At 59.4% G+C, this 17,636-nt stretch carries 13 protein-coding genes; 12 read left to right on the forward strand and 1 reads right to left on the reverse strand.

The annotated features are described in order from the left end of the window. Positions 1 to 405: 405 nt before the first annotated feature. A complete protein-coding gene (locus tag LT970_RS14145; RefSeq protein WP_232688980.1) occupies positions 406 to 2,325 on the reverse strand; it encodes a beta-CASP ribonuclease aCPSF1 in 1,920 nt (639 codons plus the stop codon). 627 nt (positions 2,326 to 2,952) lie between these two features. Between LT970_RS14145 and LT970_RS14150 the strand changes: the two genes are divergently transcribed. The 12 genes from LT970_RS14150 to LT970_RS14205 all read left to right on the forward strand — a co-directional run bounded on the left by LT970_RS14150 (position 2,953) and on the right by LT970_RS14205 (position 17,281). Further along, positions 2,953 to 3,120 (forward strand): DNA-binding protein, encoded by a 168-nt coding sequence (locus LT970_RS14150; RefSeq protein ID WP_004048632.1) that lies wholly within the window; start codon positions 2,953 to 2,955, stop codon positions 3,118 to 3,120. Positions 3,121 to 3,191: 71 nt separating this feature from the next. Continuing rightward, on the forward strand, positions 3,192 to 3,752 hold the full coding sequence (locus tag LT970_RS14155; protein ID WP_232688981.1) for a TATA-box-binding protein: 561 nt from the start codon (positions 3,192 to 3,194) through the stop codon (positions 3,750 to 3,752). Between the two features lie 85 nt (positions 3,753 to 3,837). Beyond that, positions 3,838 to 4,881, forward strand: a complete 1,044-nt coding sequence (xseA, locus tag LT970_RS14160; RefSeq protein ID WP_232688982.1) for an exodeoxyribonuclease VII large subunit — start codon at positions 3,838 to 3,840, stop codon at positions 4,879 to 4,881. A 2-nt stretch (positions 4,882 to 4,883) separates the two neighbouring features. Continuing rightward, the gene (gene xseB / locus LT970_RS14165) at positions 4,884 to 5,066 is read left to right on the forward strand and encodes an exodeoxyribonuclease VII small subunit (RefSeq protein WP_095637960.1); all 183 of its coding nucleotides are present in this window, start codon (positions 4,884 to 4,886) and stop codon (positions 5,064 to 5,066) included. A gap of 203 nt (positions 5,067 to 5,269) precedes the next feature. After that, complete coding sequence (locus tag LT970_RS14170; protein ID WP_095637961.1) at positions 5,270 to 5,518, forward strand: hypothetical protein; 249 nt, start codon at positions 5,270 to 5,272, stop codon at positions 5,516 to 5,518. A 6-nt stretch (positions 5,519 to 5,524) separates the two neighbouring features. Continuing rightward, positions 5,525 to 5,947, forward strand: coding sequence for a DUF7985 family protein (locus LT970_RS14175; protein WP_095637962.1), 423 nt, complete (start codon positions 5,525 to 5,527; stop codon positions 5,945 to 5,947). A 28-nt stretch (positions 5,948 to 5,975) separates the two neighbouring features. Then, positions 5,976 to 7,712, forward strand: coding sequence for a DUF8186 domain-containing protein (locus LT970_RS14180; RefSeq protein ID WP_193569535.1), 1,737 nt, complete (start codon positions 5,976 to 5,978; stop codon positions 7,710 to 7,712). Between the two features lie 2 nt (positions 7,713 to 7,714). Then, positions 7,715 to 8,551: a hypothetical protein gene (locus tag LT970_RS14185; protein ID WP_095637964.1), complete on the forward strand. Its 837-nt coding sequence runs from the start codon at positions 7,715 to 7,717 to the stop codon at positions 8,549 to 8,551. 2 nt (positions 8,552 to 8,553) lie between these two features. Beyond that, a complete protein-coding gene (locus tag LT970_RS14190) occupies positions 8,554 to 9,669 on the forward strand; it encodes a TrbL/VirB6 family protein (RefSeq protein WP_232688983.1) in 1,116 nt (371 codons plus the stop codon). A 2-nt stretch (positions 9,670 to 9,671) separates the two neighbouring features. Continuing rightward, positions 9,672 to 10,793 carry a TraC-like domain-containing protein gene (locus tag LT970_RS14195; RefSeq protein WP_232688984.1) on the forward strand — a complete coding sequence of 374 codons (1,122 nt, stop codon included), beginning with the start codon at positions 9,672 to 9,674 and terminating at the stop codon, positions 10,791 to 10,793. Beyond that, positions 10,786 to 12,993 carry a VirB4 family type IV secretion system protein gene (locus LT970_RS14200; RefSeq protein ID WP_232688985.1) on the forward strand — a complete coding sequence of 736 codons (2,208 nt, stop codon included), beginning with the start codon at positions 10,786 to 10,788 and terminating at the stop codon, positions 12,991 to 12,993. The genes LT970_RS14195 and LT970_RS14200 overlap by 8 nt, the downstream gene beginning before the upstream one ends. After that, positions 12,986 to 17,281: a type IV secretory system conjugative DNA transfer family protein gene (locus tag LT970_RS14205; protein ID WP_232688986.1), complete on the forward strand. Its 4,296-nt coding sequence runs from the start codon at positions 12,986 to 12,988 to the stop codon at positions 17,279 to 17,281. The genes LT970_RS14200 and LT970_RS14205 overlap by 8 nt, the downstream gene beginning before the upstream one ends. Positions 17,282 to 17,636: the final 355 nt, after the last annotated feature.

Genomic DNA, 17,636 nt, shown 5'->3' on the forward strand with positions numbered 1-17,636 from the left:
ACATGCCGGGCACTCGGCGATGCGCACGTGGCCCTGCCAGCTCGTCGCGACTGGAAGGTCCCGTGCATGGACCGTCCGTTCGATAAGCTCCGTGCCACAGTCCGAACAGGGGATGTCTGTTTCATTCATGGGTGGATACGTGGGTCGTGCCCAGTCCCGTCAGGGAGACCCAGGGCCACCGCAGACGGGTCGGCATCCGGCACGGCGCATCTCAGAGCAGTGCCATCGAGGGACGCCCCCGCAGTGGCGGCGAACCGATGGGCGAGCGAAGAAAGGACGGGACGGAGCCCTTAGTACGACGTGAAGTTGCTGTGTGCCGAATAAATAGGTTTCGGACAGCCGCTTCACGCGATTGAACATTTCGGTCCTGATTTTCGGCGCTCCTGAGCGTGGAACGCACGTCTCTCAATCGAAGCGGAATGTTTCCATATTTCTCGGCGCGTGGGTTCGGATATTGAATTCTTGATACAGTCCGGACGAGAGCTGGTCCGTCGAAGATTCATCGCCGTGGACACAGAGGATTCGCTCCGGACGAGGGTTCATCGTCCGCACGAAGTTCTCGAGGCCGTTTCGGTCGGCGTGGCCGGAAAATCCACTGACCGATTCGACGTCGAACCGAAGCGTCAATTGCTCGCTACGGCTGCCGCGGTCACTGAACGGGATCTCGCGGCGCCCACTCTGAATGCGCCGTCCCAGCGTACCCTGCGCTTGGTAGCCGACGAAGATGAGCGTGTTCTTTGGGTCACCCCCAAGCAGTTCCAGCCACGACATAATCGGGCCGCCGGTCACCATCCCGGACGTCGAGAGGATGATACAGGGCTCGCCACCGGCGATATCTTCTCGCATTTCTTGGCCACCGTCGACCTGGTGGAACTGCTCGGCGAGGAACGGATTCTCGTCTTCATGGAGAATCCGCTGGCGCAGTCCATCTCGAAGGAACTCGGGATAGGCCGTGTGGATCGCCGTCGCCTCGCGAATCATCCCGTCGAGATAGATCGGCATCGTCGGGAGTCGATCCTCACGCATCGCCTCCTCCAAGACGAGCATCAACTCTTGTGACCGGCCAACAGCGAACGCTGGAATCACGACTATCCCGTCCTGTTCGTACGTGTCGTTGATCAGCTCGGTGAGCTTCCGCTCGCTATCCTCCTGGTCGGTCTGGTAGTCGTTCCGACGGCCGTAAGTCGACTCCATGATGAGCGACTCGACGCGCGGAAAGTCGTTCGATGCGCCGTTGAACAGGCGGGTGTCCGTATAGTGAACGTCGCCCGAGAAGACGATGTTGTGGAAGCCGTCGCCGACGTGGAAGTGTGCGACTGCACTGCCGAGGATGTGGCCGGCGTTATGGAACGTGAGTTTGATGTCCGGTGCGATGTCGGTGACGTCTCCGTAGTCGACTGTAATCGTGTGTTTGAGTTCCTCGCGCACCATCGCACTCTCGTACGGCGGCGTGCGTCCTTCCTTGGCCGCGACGTCCAGATAATCGAGCTGGAGTAGGCCCATCAAATCGCGGGTCGCCTGCGTCGTGTACACTGGTCCATCGTACCCGTACTTGAATAGGAGCGGGAGCAACGCGCTGTGGTCGAGGTGGGCGTGGGTCAGAACGACCGCGTCGAGGTCTGGGATGGGGTTTGCCTCGGGTATCTGGAGGTATGGAACCTCGCCTTCCGCCCCAGGTTTGTCCCCACAGTCGATGAGAACCCGTGTTTCGGGGGTGCTGAGGATGAAACTCGCCCGCCCGACCTCACGACAGCAGCCGAGTGTGGTGACACGAACCCACTCGGGTTCGTGCATCGGTTCGCGGTGGATTTGGTCCCCGACGCGTTCGAGGAACTCGCGGCGCTCGTCGCGCTCCTGCATCAGGAAGTTCCGGACGTTATCGACCGTCGACGATTCCATCGGCGGTGTTCGGAGCACTTCGGGTGTCCAGCCGACCTCCTGTGTGATTTCACGGAGGGTGCTGGCGCGACGACCGATCACAAGGCCCGGCTTCTCAGCTTCGATGAGCACCTCACCGGTGGCGGGATAGAACTGCAGATTTGTGATGCCGGCATCTGCCGGAATAAGGTCGAGAATGCGGGGCTTGGCATCTGCCGGACTCGCCTGCGTGCCCGCCGCGGGCCGGACCGTGATTCGCTTGCGAACCGTATTGGCGAGTTTCCGGATCACTCCATCCCGCTCGGCAAACTTTCGTGGCGTTTCAGTGTAGATGACGAGTTCTGGACCCTCGTAGGTCACCCGTGAGATATCGAGATCGTCCGGTATCTCAGCCTCTACCTGAGCCCGCACAGTCTCGAGTGGATCGTTCTCGTGGTCAGAACTCATACGTGGGCGAGAGTATGTGCTGTGAGCGGTGGGCTATACGGCGGATATACCCGTCTCTCGACGGGGATGTCGGCTGATGAGGGGACTCCATGACCATGGATTTTCGAGTGGTGGGAGACATTCACTGATCGGTGTTTTCCACGATATCCCTGCGGTGCTGAGGTCGGGAGAGACCGATACAGTATGCTCTCCAGCGTGCGAACGGATGAAATCGTTCGATTGAGACTACCCGAGGGGCGATATAAACCTTTTCCGACGCCTCGTTCCGGGCTCAGATCCGGTGTTGGTGAGTCGAAATCCCAACGATTAAGCGATTCAATGCTGAAGGAGTACTCGTTATAACCCTCGCGAGTCGCGAGAGTGCGCCGGAATTCGGGGAGCGTCGCCCGATGAGGCCACCGCGGCTGAGGGCACGCACAGACCGCCTCCGGTGATTCGATCCGCAGGCACACCGTGGGCCCCACGGACGCCATACGTGGGAACGACCAACCTGAAGGTCGTTCCGGGATCTGCTCCCCGGAATGGACCTGCTTCTGCTCTTTCGCCACTATATTTCCCGATACAACTCGCGTTCTCGGCGATGATTCCCCCAATTTCATATACGTAGTCAGAGAATTCCGCGATGGAATGTCTGACCTAATCGTCAAAGCAGCCGTGAAGGACGCACTTTCGGACCACAACGTCTCGGCAGATTTCTACGACGCCCTCAACGAAGAGGTCGCCGAACTGCTCGACGACGCCGCAGAGCGTGCCGAGGCCAACGACCGGAAGACGGTCCAACCCCGCGACCTCTAATTCGGAAGGTACCACAACGACGCTCGAAGTCACTCCCCGTTTTAAGGGGGTTGTGACTGGAAGGTACTCCTATGAGTGTCACAGCCGAATCAATTCAAGTCGAGAATGTGGTCGCGTCGTCCGATATCGGTCAAGAAATCGATCTGGAAACGCTTTCTGAGGATTTAGGAGCCACCGACTACGATCCCGATAACTTCCCTGGACTCGTGTATCGGATGCATGATCCCAAAGCAGCAGCGCTCATTTTCCGCTCGGGGAAAGTCGTCTGTACGGGTGCAAAAAGCGTCGACGATGTGATGACTGCGTTGGAATACGTCTTCTACGAGCTCCGTGAATTGGGTGTCGATGTCGCTACCTCCCCAGAAATCGAAATCCAGAATATTGTCTCAAGTGGGGACCTCGACCACACACTCAATTTGAATGCGATTGCGATCGGCCTAGGTCTCGAACACATCGAATACGAACCAGAGCAGTTCCCGGGACTCGTCTACCGGCTTGACGACCCGAACGTCGTCGCACTCCTCTTCGGGAGTGGCAAGCTCGTCATCACGGGCGGAGAACAGCTTGACGATGCTGAACAAGCGCTTACAGTGATCGAAAATCGGCTCACTGATCTCGGGTTACTGGAGTAATTCAAGGATACCGAACAGTTGGCAGGGTACACTGGCACTGAGAGGTACATTTTTGAATCTGCTCTCCCCGTCTTAAGTTAGTGCGATGGCTGATGCCGAACGGGAGGTAGATGATGCCCCGTCCGGGAATGTTCTTTCAGTCCAAGAGCTGAACGACCGAATTGCATCGGTCGTCCAGGACACGCCTGCCCTCAACGGCGTCCGCTGTATTGGCGAGGTCACGGATCTCCACCAGAACAGTACCGCCCTCTATTTCACCCTGACCGACGGCGACGCCGAGCTTCCCTGTATGCTCTGGGCGAACCGCTATCAGAAGATGGACGCTGACCTCGAGGACGGGACGGAGGTCATCCTCGAAGGCGATATCGACTACTGGACAGAGGGCGGGAAAATCGACCTCAAACCGTGGGAGGTGATCGTCGTCGGCGACGGCGACCAGGCAGCTGCCGTCGAGCGACTGCGAAGCGAACTCGAAGAGCGTGGCTGGTTCGACGACGAGCAGAAACAGCGCCCGCCGGCGTTTCCAGAACGGGTTGGTGTCGTGACCTCGCTCCGGGGCGACGCCCGGTACGACATCCAGAACGCGATCCACGAGCAGGACCCCACCGTCGACATCCTGGTGAAGGACGCCACCGTCCAGGGGTCGGAGGCGCCCACGTCCATCGCGAACGGCATCCACCACCTCGACCGCTCCGAGAATGTCGACGCGATTATCGTCGGCCGTGGCGGGGGAAGTGATTCGAACCTCCAGGCGTTCAACACCGAGCGAGTCGCGGAGGCGATCTTCACCGCGAACACGTCCATTGTCACCGCGATCGGGCATACTGACGACCGGCTAATCGCGGATCAGGTGGCGGACGTCGCGACGATCACGCCGACGGCCGCTGGCGAGTATATCGTGAATTCCCGCGAGGAGTTCTTCGCGGGCGAGGTCAAACCGCTGGCACAGCAACTCGACGCCGCGTACGAAACCTTCCAGCAAGAGCACGAACATGAACGGGAGCTTGCCGAAGCAGTCGACGAGGCGGCCGCACCCGAGGGTCTCCCGCCGGTCTACTACAAGGCCGCAATCGCTGTGCTGCTGTTGCTGTTGTTGGCCATTACTGGGCTTTGGTTGGGGGTGATCTAAGCGTGGCAAACGACCAAGAGATCCACGACCGGCTGACCCGTGTCGAAGAAATCATTGAGCAGCTCGATGCGGACGAGTGTGACCTCGATAAGGGTACAAGGCTCCACGAGGAAGGTCAGGAACTCTTGGCCGAGGTGCGAGAAATCCTCGACAACGGGCGTGGAGAGGTCGTGGAACTCGAGTAGAGTGCCATACCAATCTTAACCAACAGTCAACGGCATCTAACCCCATTGTTGGTTAACGGAACCTTTGCAAGGTGAACGGACTATCTGATTATAATTTACTTTAGAATTTTGCGCCAGTTGGTGGCCAGAAAGCATATACCGATCTTCTAGCTATCGCACCACCATGGACCGGGGCTCAACCGGTGCATACCCACCCCGCACATATGATCACACGGGCAGTCACCATCGAAGACATCGATGATCTGTATCTGACGTGGAACAGCCATATCAACGGTTCCGCCCTCTATCGCCGCGCCCTCCGAGACGAGATGGAGCTTCGCGACGTCGACCCTGACGAGCTTCGAGATCTCTTCGAACGGGCCCGCGAACAGGGCTACACGAAAGAAGAAATCGTCGAGGAGACCAATCGCTACGCCGATCTCAAAGCACTCGTCGACGACGCAGAGGAGTAACCCGCTATGTCACAGGACAATACGCCCTCCGAGACGGTCCCGAATCGCGCCGAAAGTCAGCCGACGGCATCGAGTAGGCTTCCCAGGCAAGCTGTGTTCATCGTCGTCGTCCTGAGTCTGTTCGCTGTGGAACCCGCCGCCGCACAGACGAACGCCGTCTGTAGCGCAGACAACCTCCCCAGCATGATCGAGGGCTTCTTCCAGCTTACCACGGCGCTGGGTATTGTCGGCCTCGCAGTCGTGTGGCAGGCCGACTCCCTCATCGAGATGTTCACGATCACGCCCGAGCAGAAGAAGGGTCTCAAGCGTCACAAGCGATCGGCGATGAAGTCTACGGTCGTTCTCGTCGCCCTTGGACCACTCTACACCGTTGCCGGATCGATGATGAACCTCCCGCTGGCGCAGTGCGTAGATCTCGCCCCCTGGTAGGCGACTACCGCCCCCGTCGCGAGCCCCTATGAAACAACGAGAGCTCTCCGTGCTTATGGCCGCCCTGTTCGTGACGAGCCTAGTCACGGGTCTCGCTACTGCAAGCCCGCCACGGCCAGGCACGGAGGGGAATGGACTCACTGCGAATGAATCAGCGACGCTGTGGTCTCGCGACGCGGACAACTACATCAGCCAGGAGGAGTACCAGCAGCGATACGGCGAGGACCGTTCCGCTGTCCATCAAGTAGCAAACGGGACGGATATCACGTTCAAACAGCCGCCGGCGACTGCGGCAACGTGGACGCGGAACGACTTCGAGGACCTCGACGCTGGCGGAGCAGATACTTCCATGCATCCGCAGCACGCGGACCTTGAGGACGGTGTCTTCATCGAGGATGCCCACGCCACCATCTTCGCGGTCCAACCCTCTACCCGGGGACACCTGGAGTCCGGAGAGACACCGTTGTACATCGCGCCGAATGGGACGATGCGCGGATTCGTTGATTACCGGGTTCGCGTGCCCAACGGGAGTTCCTCCGGCAACACGACTATCTCGTGGTCGCTCACCGAGCACGAGATCGACGAGGTCCGATTGAAGAAGAACGGCGAGACCATCGCCGAGCGTGACGGGTCCCATACGCCTGCCCTCGACTACCAGATCGAGGACGACTGGAGCGCGAATCTCACGCTAGAAGCAGAGATCAGCGTTCGTCTGAAGAAGACCGTCAGGACCGACCTGGGTGACCAGACGGACGTCGACATCACCTACCGGACGGAATCACGCAACGTCTCTGATTCGATCGCCGTCGAGATTTACGATCTCTCGGCGTACCCCTACTACGCCGAGTACCCGAACGGCGACGCCGGCGTGGCCATCTTCCAGTCGCGGCCGTGGCAGGGATATACGCTCACGGAAGACGGTGAGGCACGGGTCCGTGGCGTCTGGCGGTTCTATACCGCTCGGAACACCAACTGGGATACACTCGTCAGGTCGAACCGGACCGACAGCGCCACCGTCGAGTCTGACGCGATTCCGGTCTATGTTCACGCGTACCCGTCGCGAATCGGCCCGCGTGCTGAACCAGTTCGCGATGGCCCAGAGATCATCGACATCTGGGGCACTGACCGACCGTCTCCGGTCGGCACGCTCGGCGAGGACATCAACATCGACATCGTCAACCAGTCGTACACGACGACGTACGGTGTTGCGGTTCGCGCGGAGAACGTCGACCGTGACGCGCTCCAGGTAGCGGGGATCGTACGGGGCGTGAACGCCTCGATTGTGGCACCTGACGCTGGCTCTGAGCGGCAGCTCCGGCGCAGTAATTTGACTGTTGAGGTGCTCCAGCAGAACGAAAGTCAGGCCACACTCCGCATCGAACTCCGGGACAACGAGACCGGCGCACCAATCGTGCTCAGCGATCCCGACCGACGATATCCAATCGGTGGGGCCACTCGCAACGGGTACATCACCGTCGCGGAGCAACGCGTCGAGACCAACGCCTCCGGGGTGGCGATCGTGACGATCGACGAGCCGGGTATCTACACGGCACGGTACCATCCGGGTTCGTGGCTCGGGCACGACCCCGCGTATGTGAGTGCGACGGCAACAGCTCGGTGGCATCCGCTCGGCACCATCGACGGTTGGTTCGCGTTCATTTTCGAGGTTGGCTGGCAGCTCATCCCGTTCATTGTGATGTTCTACGCTGGCAAGCGGCTCCTTCGAATGCTCGGTCCAGAAGACATCTTCCAACGGAACCCATAGTCATGACTAGAAACCACCCACACATCAGTCGGCGAACCGCCCTCCGAACAGTCGCAGGTGCCTCCCTCGTGAGCGTCGCTGGCTGTCTGAACGACAATGGCGGTTCTGGGACGCCTGGTGACGGAACGACCTCTCCAGATGGCAACGGCCCACTCACGCGTATCGCTGTCGAGGGGACAACACTCGTCGTCGAACTCTCCGGAGAGGCCGACATTGACCAGGTCAATCTCATCCAACCGAACGACGAGCTATTCGGGAAGCGTGACGTAGCTGCGGGTGCTCAACAGGTCTCGTTTGAGATCGGCACCGCATATGCGCCCGGTGAATATCGCGTACTCGCGTTGAAAGGGGAGGAGACAGTAGTTGAGACAACGACTGAACTCCGTCCAGAGATGCAGATACAGGATGTCGGACTCTATCGGAATAACCCAGATAAGTCGTGGGACGAAGTCTATGGTGAGAGCGAGACAGACCGGATCAAGAATGGCGAGGCATTCGTCACGGTAGAGAACACAGGAAGTGGTCCGGAAGCGATAACTGAACTAATCTTCTCTGGGGACGTTCCCAATCCAATTGAGAACCCCAGAGGTAGTGGAATGCACGAAACCGACCGGGTAGTGGTCTCCCCTGGCGAGACGGCCGACCTGTTCAGTAATTCGTTCCCGTTCGGTTCAGAGAGTGAGGACGGAATGGGGTGTTCCCCAGATGGTAACAGCGGGCAGTTCACGGTTATCGTCGAGACTCGAGTCGGTGGAAATCGGGTCACGAGTACCTACAATGTCCAGTATTCCGGGTCTGACGAGATGACAGACTGTGAGGTCACGATCACAGAGGCCTGACGATGGTTGATCTCATTGACGTCGTTCTTGAGGGTATCAAAGGCGTCGTTGATTGGTTCATCGGGCTCTTCATGGACGGTCTCAGGTCGGGGTATGAGACTCTGACTGAGGGAATGTTCGGAACCCCGACCCCAGAGACGAACGGAGCATTTGTCTTCGGTGAACCAACCAACGCACCCTGGCCAGCGATTCACGATGCTCTCATCGGCGGCGAAATCATGCTGGTTGCCCTTTTGCTCCTTGTGATGAGTGTTCAGGGCCGTCACACGGTTCGGATCTTCAATATTGGAAGTACCTACGAAGCCCGAAAAACGAAGAAGACGGCCTGGGTCGGTGCTTTTCTAATCATTACGTGGTATTGGGTTGGAACTCTCGCACTCTACCTCGTCGACGGGTTCACCATTGCACTAATGCCGGAGCTTTCCTCCGTAGCCTCTGCAATGCTTCAGTTCTTGGGCGCAGCCATCACAAACCCAGGGCTGGGGCTATTGTTCGCCGTGATTGGTGGAATCTCGATGTGGGCGCTGGAGGCGCTGTTCTACATCCGGATGATTCTGCTCTATGTCTACCTGTACGGAATGCCGGTTGCATTTGCACTGGCCTACGGAAATATTCCGGTCGTATCCGATATCGCGATGGGGTTCTGCAAACGGTTTGTCCCGTTGGCTGTCCTCCCGCTCCCAGCAGCGATGGTCCTCAAGGGATACGATTTGATCTACGGCGGTGGAACGCTCACACCAGGAACAGCGTTCCTCAAATATCTCGTCGCGGCGTCCCTCCCGCTGGTCGCCCTCTACATCACGTGGAAGACGTTCAAATACGCGACCCCGTTGACGGCCAAAGTCGTCGGCGGTGCGACGAAAGGCGCAGCACTCGTTGGCGGTGTCGCCGCTGGAGCCTACGTCGGTGGCGCCGGCGTCGCGACGACCGCCGCTCGGTGGGGGCCGAAAGCCGCCGCTGGCCACGCCGTCGCACAAAAGGCAGCTGCCCGCGGTGGGCATGGAGGAGACGATAGCGGGACGCCATCGTACCGTCGAACAGAGAATGACCCTGGTGGAGCGACAGCGGAATCGGCGAGTGACGACCGTGGGATGGAGTTTGATCGAGGAATCCATTAACAATGTCAGCAGATCAAGACGCGGCCGCACGGCGCATCATGGATCAGTTCGGCGAGGAGAGTCGCATCCCGTATCTCAATATCGAGGAAGGAGACGTCGGTATGCTCATCGCCTTCCCCATTATTGGGCTGTTTATCGCGGGCCTCACCGGGATCGAATCACTGGCCCTCCCGTTCGTTGCTGGCGGGCTTGGCTTTGGCGTCGCCGTCATCTACGTCTCGCCAACCCACCTGAACGCCTGGACGTGGACCAAAGACGTCTATCGGTACCTCAAGCGACCTCAGATCACGTTCAGTGCGCCCGCCGACGCCGACACGAGTACCAACGAGTCAGAGCGGAATGAAGGTGGACTCGCGAACTACACGCCGTTCAAGCCGGACGAGCGAACGCAGGACCTCACGAACATCAAGCGGGCGTGGCCGGGCGCTGGTGCCATCCAGCGTGAAGACGGCGCGATGGAGGCGTTCATCGAGATCGATCCGGCCAACATGGACTTCGCGATGTCCGACGACTGGGCGCAGCTCCAGGACGCTGGCGAAGAGTTCGCCAACAAAGAGCTGGACTCGAAGCTCAAACTCCACGCCACAACCCGTTCATTTCCGGTGGAGCAGATTACTGAGACCATCGAGGATCGACTCACTGATGAAGACGTCACGGAAAACCCGATTTTCCGGGAACTCCTCGAAGAGTACCGGGAAACACGGCCGAAGGAGATGCGTGACCGGGGTATTCAGCAGGTCCGGTACTACATCGGCGTTGAAGTTAGCCCGATAGAAGTGTACGACCGCTTCCGCGACGAGGGCACCCCCGCCGAGAAGCTGACCCAGTTCCCCGTCATCGGATTCCTGTTCAACCCGTTCGTCACCCGCCGCGAGGACCTCACTGACGTCGAACGTCGTGCGCAGATGTTCGAGAAGCTCGACAGTCGCGTGAACGACATTCGCTCCGAGTTCATCCAGCAGGCGTCGGGGTGGTCCGCACGTCGACTCAGCACGGTCGAGCTGTTCGTTCTGAATATGGACTTTTGGAACGGCCGCGAACACGACTACGACGAGGCAGAACGTGTCGTTCGCGACCAATCGATCATCGGCCACTCGCGCCGGGAGGACCCACACGATGCGTAACGTGATTCTCCAGACTGGTGGTGGCGCGCTTGGCTCCATCGCCGGGTGGCTCCAGAACCTGACGCCAGCAGAGAGTGCAGTACTTGCCCTTGCAGTGGGTCTCGGCCTTGGCGTCGGCAGTAAGTACCTCTGGGACCGCTTCACTGCGGATGATGAACCAGAGGTAAACTTCACCGATGTCCTCGACGAGGAGACACTCGAAGAAGGCGAGGCCGAACGCAAGCTCCTCGACGACATCTCCGAGTCGCACAAGACCGTCACCGCGCCCGGAGCTGTCGAGTGGGAGACGCGAGCGGCACGGGTCGGCGAACAGTGGACGACGACGCTGTACATCGCTAACTATGCCGACTATCCCAACGACGGGTATCTGAGTGACCTCTTCGAGATGACCGATGTCCAGTTCGATCTGACGGCCCACATCACGCCGAAAAATCAGGAGCTGGCCCGGAACGAACTGCAGGACATCGCTGACGACCTCCAGGTCGATGCTGACCTCGAACAGAGTATCCGGAGCGCGTATCTCCAAGAGCGCGCCAACGAGGCCGCAGCGACGTACAAGGCCGTCGAGAACGGCGCGAACGTGTTCGACCAAGGGATGTTCATCACCGTCCGGGCCGACGAGAAAGACGAGCTCAGAGATGCCGTCCAGACGGTCAAGAGCGCCCTCCGCGACGACCCGGCGAACCTCACGCCGAAGACCGCAATCTGTCGGCAGGATCTCGCTCTCCAGTCCGCCGCACCCATCGGCGACAACGAGTTCGGGCGGACATCGATTGCGCTCGGCGGCGCCGTCGGCGCGTTACTCTCCTCGCCTCACAACGCGACGATCCTCGAGGAGGGCGGCGTCGAGTTCGGGATTCACAAAGACAATCAAAGCCCCGTGGTCATCGATCCGTTCGCCCGGGACAACGGCTACGCAATGTTCACCGTGGGCGATACCGGCTCGGGGAAGTCGTTCAGCTCCAAGCAGAACTTCATCCGCTCCATCGAGCAGAGCAAGGACCGTATCGGCATCATCCTCGAGCCGTTGAACAACTGGGCGGGGGTCTCAGAGGCGCTCGACGCCAAGCGAATCACCGTCGGTGGGACGCTCGGGCTGAATCCGTTGGAAATTCGAGAGACACCCGAACACGTCCAGCGGGCGATGGGCGAGGACGCGAGCCCGTTCAACGAGAAGCTCGACGACGCGATGAGCTTCCTCACGAACTTCTTCGCCCTCCGGGGTATCTCGCTCGGTGACCGCCGGACGACGCTCGAACTCGCGCTCAAGCGGGCGTACAAGCGCAACGGGATCACCGACGACATCTCGACGCACAGCAATCCGAGTCCGACCATCCGCGAGATGATGGACGTGTTCGAGGATATGGTCGACGAACCTGAGGAATTCGTCGTCCGGTCCGACGAAGAGGCAGGGAAGATCAAGGAGGATGCGACGTGGCTCCTCGACCAGCTCCGCCCCTTCGAGGACGACGGTCGCCACGCCAACCTCGGCCAAGAATCGGACTTCGACATCCGGGACGAGAAGGTCATCTATCTCGACCTCGCCCAACAGGAGGGGAGCGTCGACAGCAGTACGGCGCTGACCATGCAACTGCTCATCTCGCTGGTCTACGAGCGCGCGAAAGTCTCGGAGAAGGAGGTCGTGTTCTACATCGACGAGGCGCGCTACATCATGCAGGACGCCGCGAGCCTGGCGTTCCTCGAAACAGTGTTCCGGCACCACCGCCACCACGACCTCTCGATCCGGCTGGTCACCCAGACCGTCGACGAGTTCTTCGAGCACGCCGAGAGTGAGGCCATTCTCGACCAGTGTGCGGTCAAGCAGTTCCACCGCCTCGACGGGATGGATGATGAGTGGGCCGACGAGTTCGGGCTGAACTACGCGCAGATGCGGTTCGTCCAGGACGCCGTGCCCGGCAACGAGGACGCCGGCTTCTCCGAGGCCCTCGTGGGCGTCGACGGCGAGTGGCGCGGCATCCAGGTCAAAGCGATGCCCAAAGAGAAGCAAGTCATCGACTTCGAGCCAACCGAGCAACGGCGATCCTCGCTCCCTGGTACTGGCGAGGATGCTGTAGACGCGGACGTGCAGGCGTTCCAAGACGATATTGAAAGCCGAGCGACCGACAACGGACAACGCCCACCAGAGCAGACGCCAGCAGAGACTGATGGTGGCGCAGCGGGAGGTGACGAGGATGCGTGAGTACCTTCGCGTGACGCCAACCTCCGAACGCCTCAATCCGGAGCGTCTGCCGCAGGCTCTGGAGAGCCTCCACAAACTGACCTCAACGGACTCGACAGGGCTAGCTGACAAACTCAATCCGCTACATAGCGACACACCACTACGCTTCGAATTCCTCGCGCTGAGCGAGGGGAAAGATAACCCCGTCGAATTCTACTACGGTGCCGACGACCATCTGGATACCCTTGAGAAACGGCTCCGGTCGGTCTATCCCGAGACGTTCGACATCGAGCGTACCGAGGTCGACATCGCATCCCGACTCGTACAGCCTGTCGAATTCGACCGCGAGACATTCGTCGAGCACTATGAGTCAGGCGAGCTCACGTACGAGTTCGGCCCTGACGAGCAATACGAGAGTGGCACTGACGACAACAGTCAAGCGGGGTCAGGGGACGCCGAATCAGTCGCGGATGGAGGAACGGTCGGCGATCAGTCTGCCGACCACTTCATCGAAATCGAAGATACTGTCCTCGAACTCGCCCCACCAGATGCGATTCCCGAGGATGAGCCACTCACGACGCTTGCCAAACCAACGGTAACATCGAAGGGGACGATACTCGCGCGGCCAGCGATCGAGACCGTCTCCCCACTCGGCGTGCGGTGGCAAGGGTCGGCAACTCGGAAGCAGGACTGGATGACGTCACTCTCACCATTTACTGCCGACGACGAAGCAGAACTCCCCGCGGTCGATCAGCCAGGGGGTGCGCTCGCGTCGCTTGTCGACCACCTGATGGAGGCGACAGCACCAGTAGCGTTCCAAGTCGTCTTCCAACGACGCGAGAGCTGGCAGTCCGATGCCGATCTTCGCAAGGAGGACGTCATCGACGGACGAGACACACTCGCTCAGGAAATTATTGGCTCCCTTTTCGAACTCGACGATCAGTCGGAGAGCCGGGACAGAAACCAGCTGAGCGACGCCGTTGCAAAACGTGTCGCGGCAATCGAGGCGAAAAATCCGAAGCGGTCGTTCACCGCGAACATCCGAGCCATCGGGATTCCATCCGGTGGTGACGGTCGCGATGATCTCAATGAGCGGATACAATCACTTGTTCCGGTATTCGACCCGCTTGACGGGCCGTACTATGAGGTGGAAGCTGAACGGTTGCGCGACAGCGGCTTCCGGGCAGCCGCGAAAGAACGGAACGCACGAGCGGCGTTGCAGCGGCTCTTGGATCGTGAGATCACGACCGGCCGTGGGACGACCCGACCGGAGTTCGTCCTGAGTGGCCGAGAACTCGCGCACTTCGTACTCGTCCCCTCCTCGGAACAGCTGACTGTCGAGGGGACACGGGGGACGCGTGCGGAACAGCAGAGTCGGAATCCGTTGCCCCGTCCGCACCAGGACCTCATGCGTGAGTTCCGAGACGGGATGGCAATCGGGTATGCCCTCGACGACACCGGCGAGGCCGAAGATGTGCCGACACACATTCCACCCGGGCTGTTGCCCACTCATTTCGGCCGATTCGGAACAACCGGCTCTGGGAAATCGAAAGCCCTCATCAACGATATGCTGTCGCTGTACGACAACACGGAGGGGCCGACGATCCTCATCATCCCGAAGAACGACGATATGGCCCAGAATTATATGCGAGCTCACGCGCATCGGTTCGGAATGACCGACCTCGAAGAGAACGTCGTTCACTTCCCGATCCCGGACGTCCTCCCCGGGTTCTCGTTTTTCGATCTCGAACCGTCGATGGAGAGCGGACGGCGCCGCGAAGACGCCGTCCAACGGAAGGCCGACCACTACGAAGAGATTTTGAAGCTCGTGATGGGAACCGACCGCTACGAGCGGGCGACTGTGGCCCCAACTCTCATCAAGACACTCATCAAGGCACTGTTCGACGAGGAATACGGCCGTGAGAACGGGCTGTACCGAGCGTCGACGGACTACTTCGCCCACCGACAGCTAGAACACGTCGTCGACCAGCTTTGGGAGGCCGGGCCACCGAACGAGAACATCGGCGACGCCCCACGGTCGAGCGACGAGGAGGTCACCCGGACGATTCGACGGCAGCTCCAGTTAGATCCGAACACCTTCGCGAACGTGATGGGCGGTGTCGGAAACCGCCTTGCGTACATTTCACAGGATACGCACCTGCGGCAGATCTTCAACAATACCGAGAACCAGTTCGACTTTCGGGATGTCCTCGACGAGGATACGGTCATTCTCTTCGACCTCGGAGACCTCCGCGACGACGCCGCCCGGATCATGACTGGTGTGATCCTGACCAATCTCGATGCAGCCCTCAAAGATCGCAAACAGGCGCTCTCCGAGCACCCGGACGACTACGTCGTGAACTTGCTCGTCGACGAGGCAGCGTCGGTCGTGGTCTCCGACATCATGAATGATCTCCTCGAGAAAGGGCGGGGCTTTCGCCTCTCTGTCGGCCTGTCGATGCAGTTCCCCGAACAGATGGAGGCCGAAGGTGGGCGGAAGATCTACCTGAACGCTCTGAACAACATCGGCAGTTCGCTCATCGGGAAAATCAACGTCGACCGGGAACTGGCCCGAGCGATGGCCCACGAAGAAATGGACCCCGCGGATTTCGCCAATCGGATTCGTTCGTTACCGCGAGGAGAGTGGATCGCCAGCCTGCCAAGCCCGACGTTCGGTGAAACGGGGCCGTATCCGTTCAGTCTCGAACCACTCCCGATTCCACCGGGCCACCCCGAGAGCGAATCCCCACTCACTGAGCGTGAAGAGGAGCAGTTCACTGAGACGCTCTCCTCGATGCACGAGCACATCAGTGACAGACACGGTGTGCCGGCTGCAACAGACGCCTCAACACCGAGACCACCTACCGACGGACACGAGGTCCTCGATATCGGGAGTGACGACCTGGACGTCGCGATTGCGAAGGTGGTTCGGAGTCTCCAGCTTCGAGAGGGGTGCCGTGAAGAGAACGGCTGGGTGGCCGTTGAAGCAGTTGATGACGAACTCAGACGGCTCTTCGACGACGTCGACGCCGAACCACCATCGTATGATGCACTCGCGGACATCCGAGAACGATCACGATACCTCGATACGACCGTCGATATCGACGCCGACGAGCTCCGCATCCGGCTCACTGAAGCCGGAGCGGAGGTCGCGACGCCCGATACTGGTAGCGTGCAGGCCGCTGGTGGGAGTGCCCACGACGCAGCACTCCTCCAGATCGAAGAAGAACTCACCGCACTCGGCTTCACTGTCTCGATCCTCGCACAGGATGGCAGCGAGAAACCTGACGCGAGGGCGAGCCACCCCGACGTTACCGATCGATTCGCCATCGAAGTCGAAACGACGACACCCGAGAATCCCGCAAAGGTACTCACGAATCTCCGGAAAGCCCAAGTGGCAGGGGATATCCCGCTGTTTGTCGTTCGACCAGGAAACGACGAAACTGAGTGGGCCGAGCGTGTCAACGGTATTCTCACACCACCCGTTCGCACCCTCCAGAATGGCGAGACGCGGTTCTACACGACTGACTCGAATCTCACGTTCAACGGCGGAGCGACCGAAGAAGGTGGGGTGACGGCCGTGCGACCGGCGACCGACGACGAGAACGGGACCCAGAACATCTGGCAGCGTGATGGCGACGAGATCGTCCTTCGTGATTCCAGCGGGACGAAACACATCCGCCTCCCGTCGCTTGGAAAACTCTCGAAGGATCGTGTTCCAGCCATCTACAGCTACGACCACGCTGCCGACGAGTACATCGTATACGAGCACGGTGAGCAACATATCTACGAGACGAAATCGGCGTTCGAGGGCGACTGGGTGCGTGTCAAGAAGCCATTCGTCCCCGAAGCCGAACTCCAGACACCCGATTATAGCCCCACGTCGTACGCTATCGTCATTCTCCCTGAGGAAGGCAACCCGGTCGTGTACGATACTGACGGTACGTACTCGATGGACACCTTACTCGATATCGTCACCACAAGTGAGTGCGAAGAAACGACAGGAGAACAGGCTGACCATATCCAGCAGGCACCTCAGCCATCGATTGATAATATTGCTGATGATCCAGAGGCGGTTGTTGAGCGATTCGCAGAGACACACCTCGTCGAAGACCCGCAAAGCAGAGTAGCCGCCGGAGATGTCTACGAAATTTACGAACAGTGGGCTGAAGCTCACGGGATTGATACAGATAGCAAACCCTGGTTCGGTCGTCGCCTCGGGAACTATGTCACGTTCGAGCGGAACACAGACAGTGAGAACGGCGACTCTGTTCGATACTACGAGGGGCTTGCACTCAAATCAGAATAGAGCTGGAGGTGAATACAATGCAATCCACACTCAGCGCCAAATATATCGTAAATGCAAATTTGAGTTTGCATAACAGGAAATACATCCCCCATTACGGGAACACCGAGGCATATCGTCTCCGCAGCACCGAAATCAGCAGACGGCAAGGGGTTACGGCAATCAACCGAAATGCCGTAACACAAGCATTCTGGAGAGATTTTGCCGTATGCACGCATCGGGAGCCTCAAACCCAGGATTTCGCGGATTTAGATGATCTGTTACGGCAAAAACCAACTAGTATAGAACGGAGGGTCCCCGTTGGGACCAAGGGATTGGATCGAGCATCGATGTGGAGTGGTTTCTGTCGGGGCTCATC

It is taken from the genome of Halobacterium zhouii, assembly GCF_021249405.1.
Taxonomy (GTDB): domain Archaea; phylum Halobacteriota; class Halobacteria; order Halobacteriales; family Halobacteriaceae; genus Halobacterium; species Halobacterium zhouii.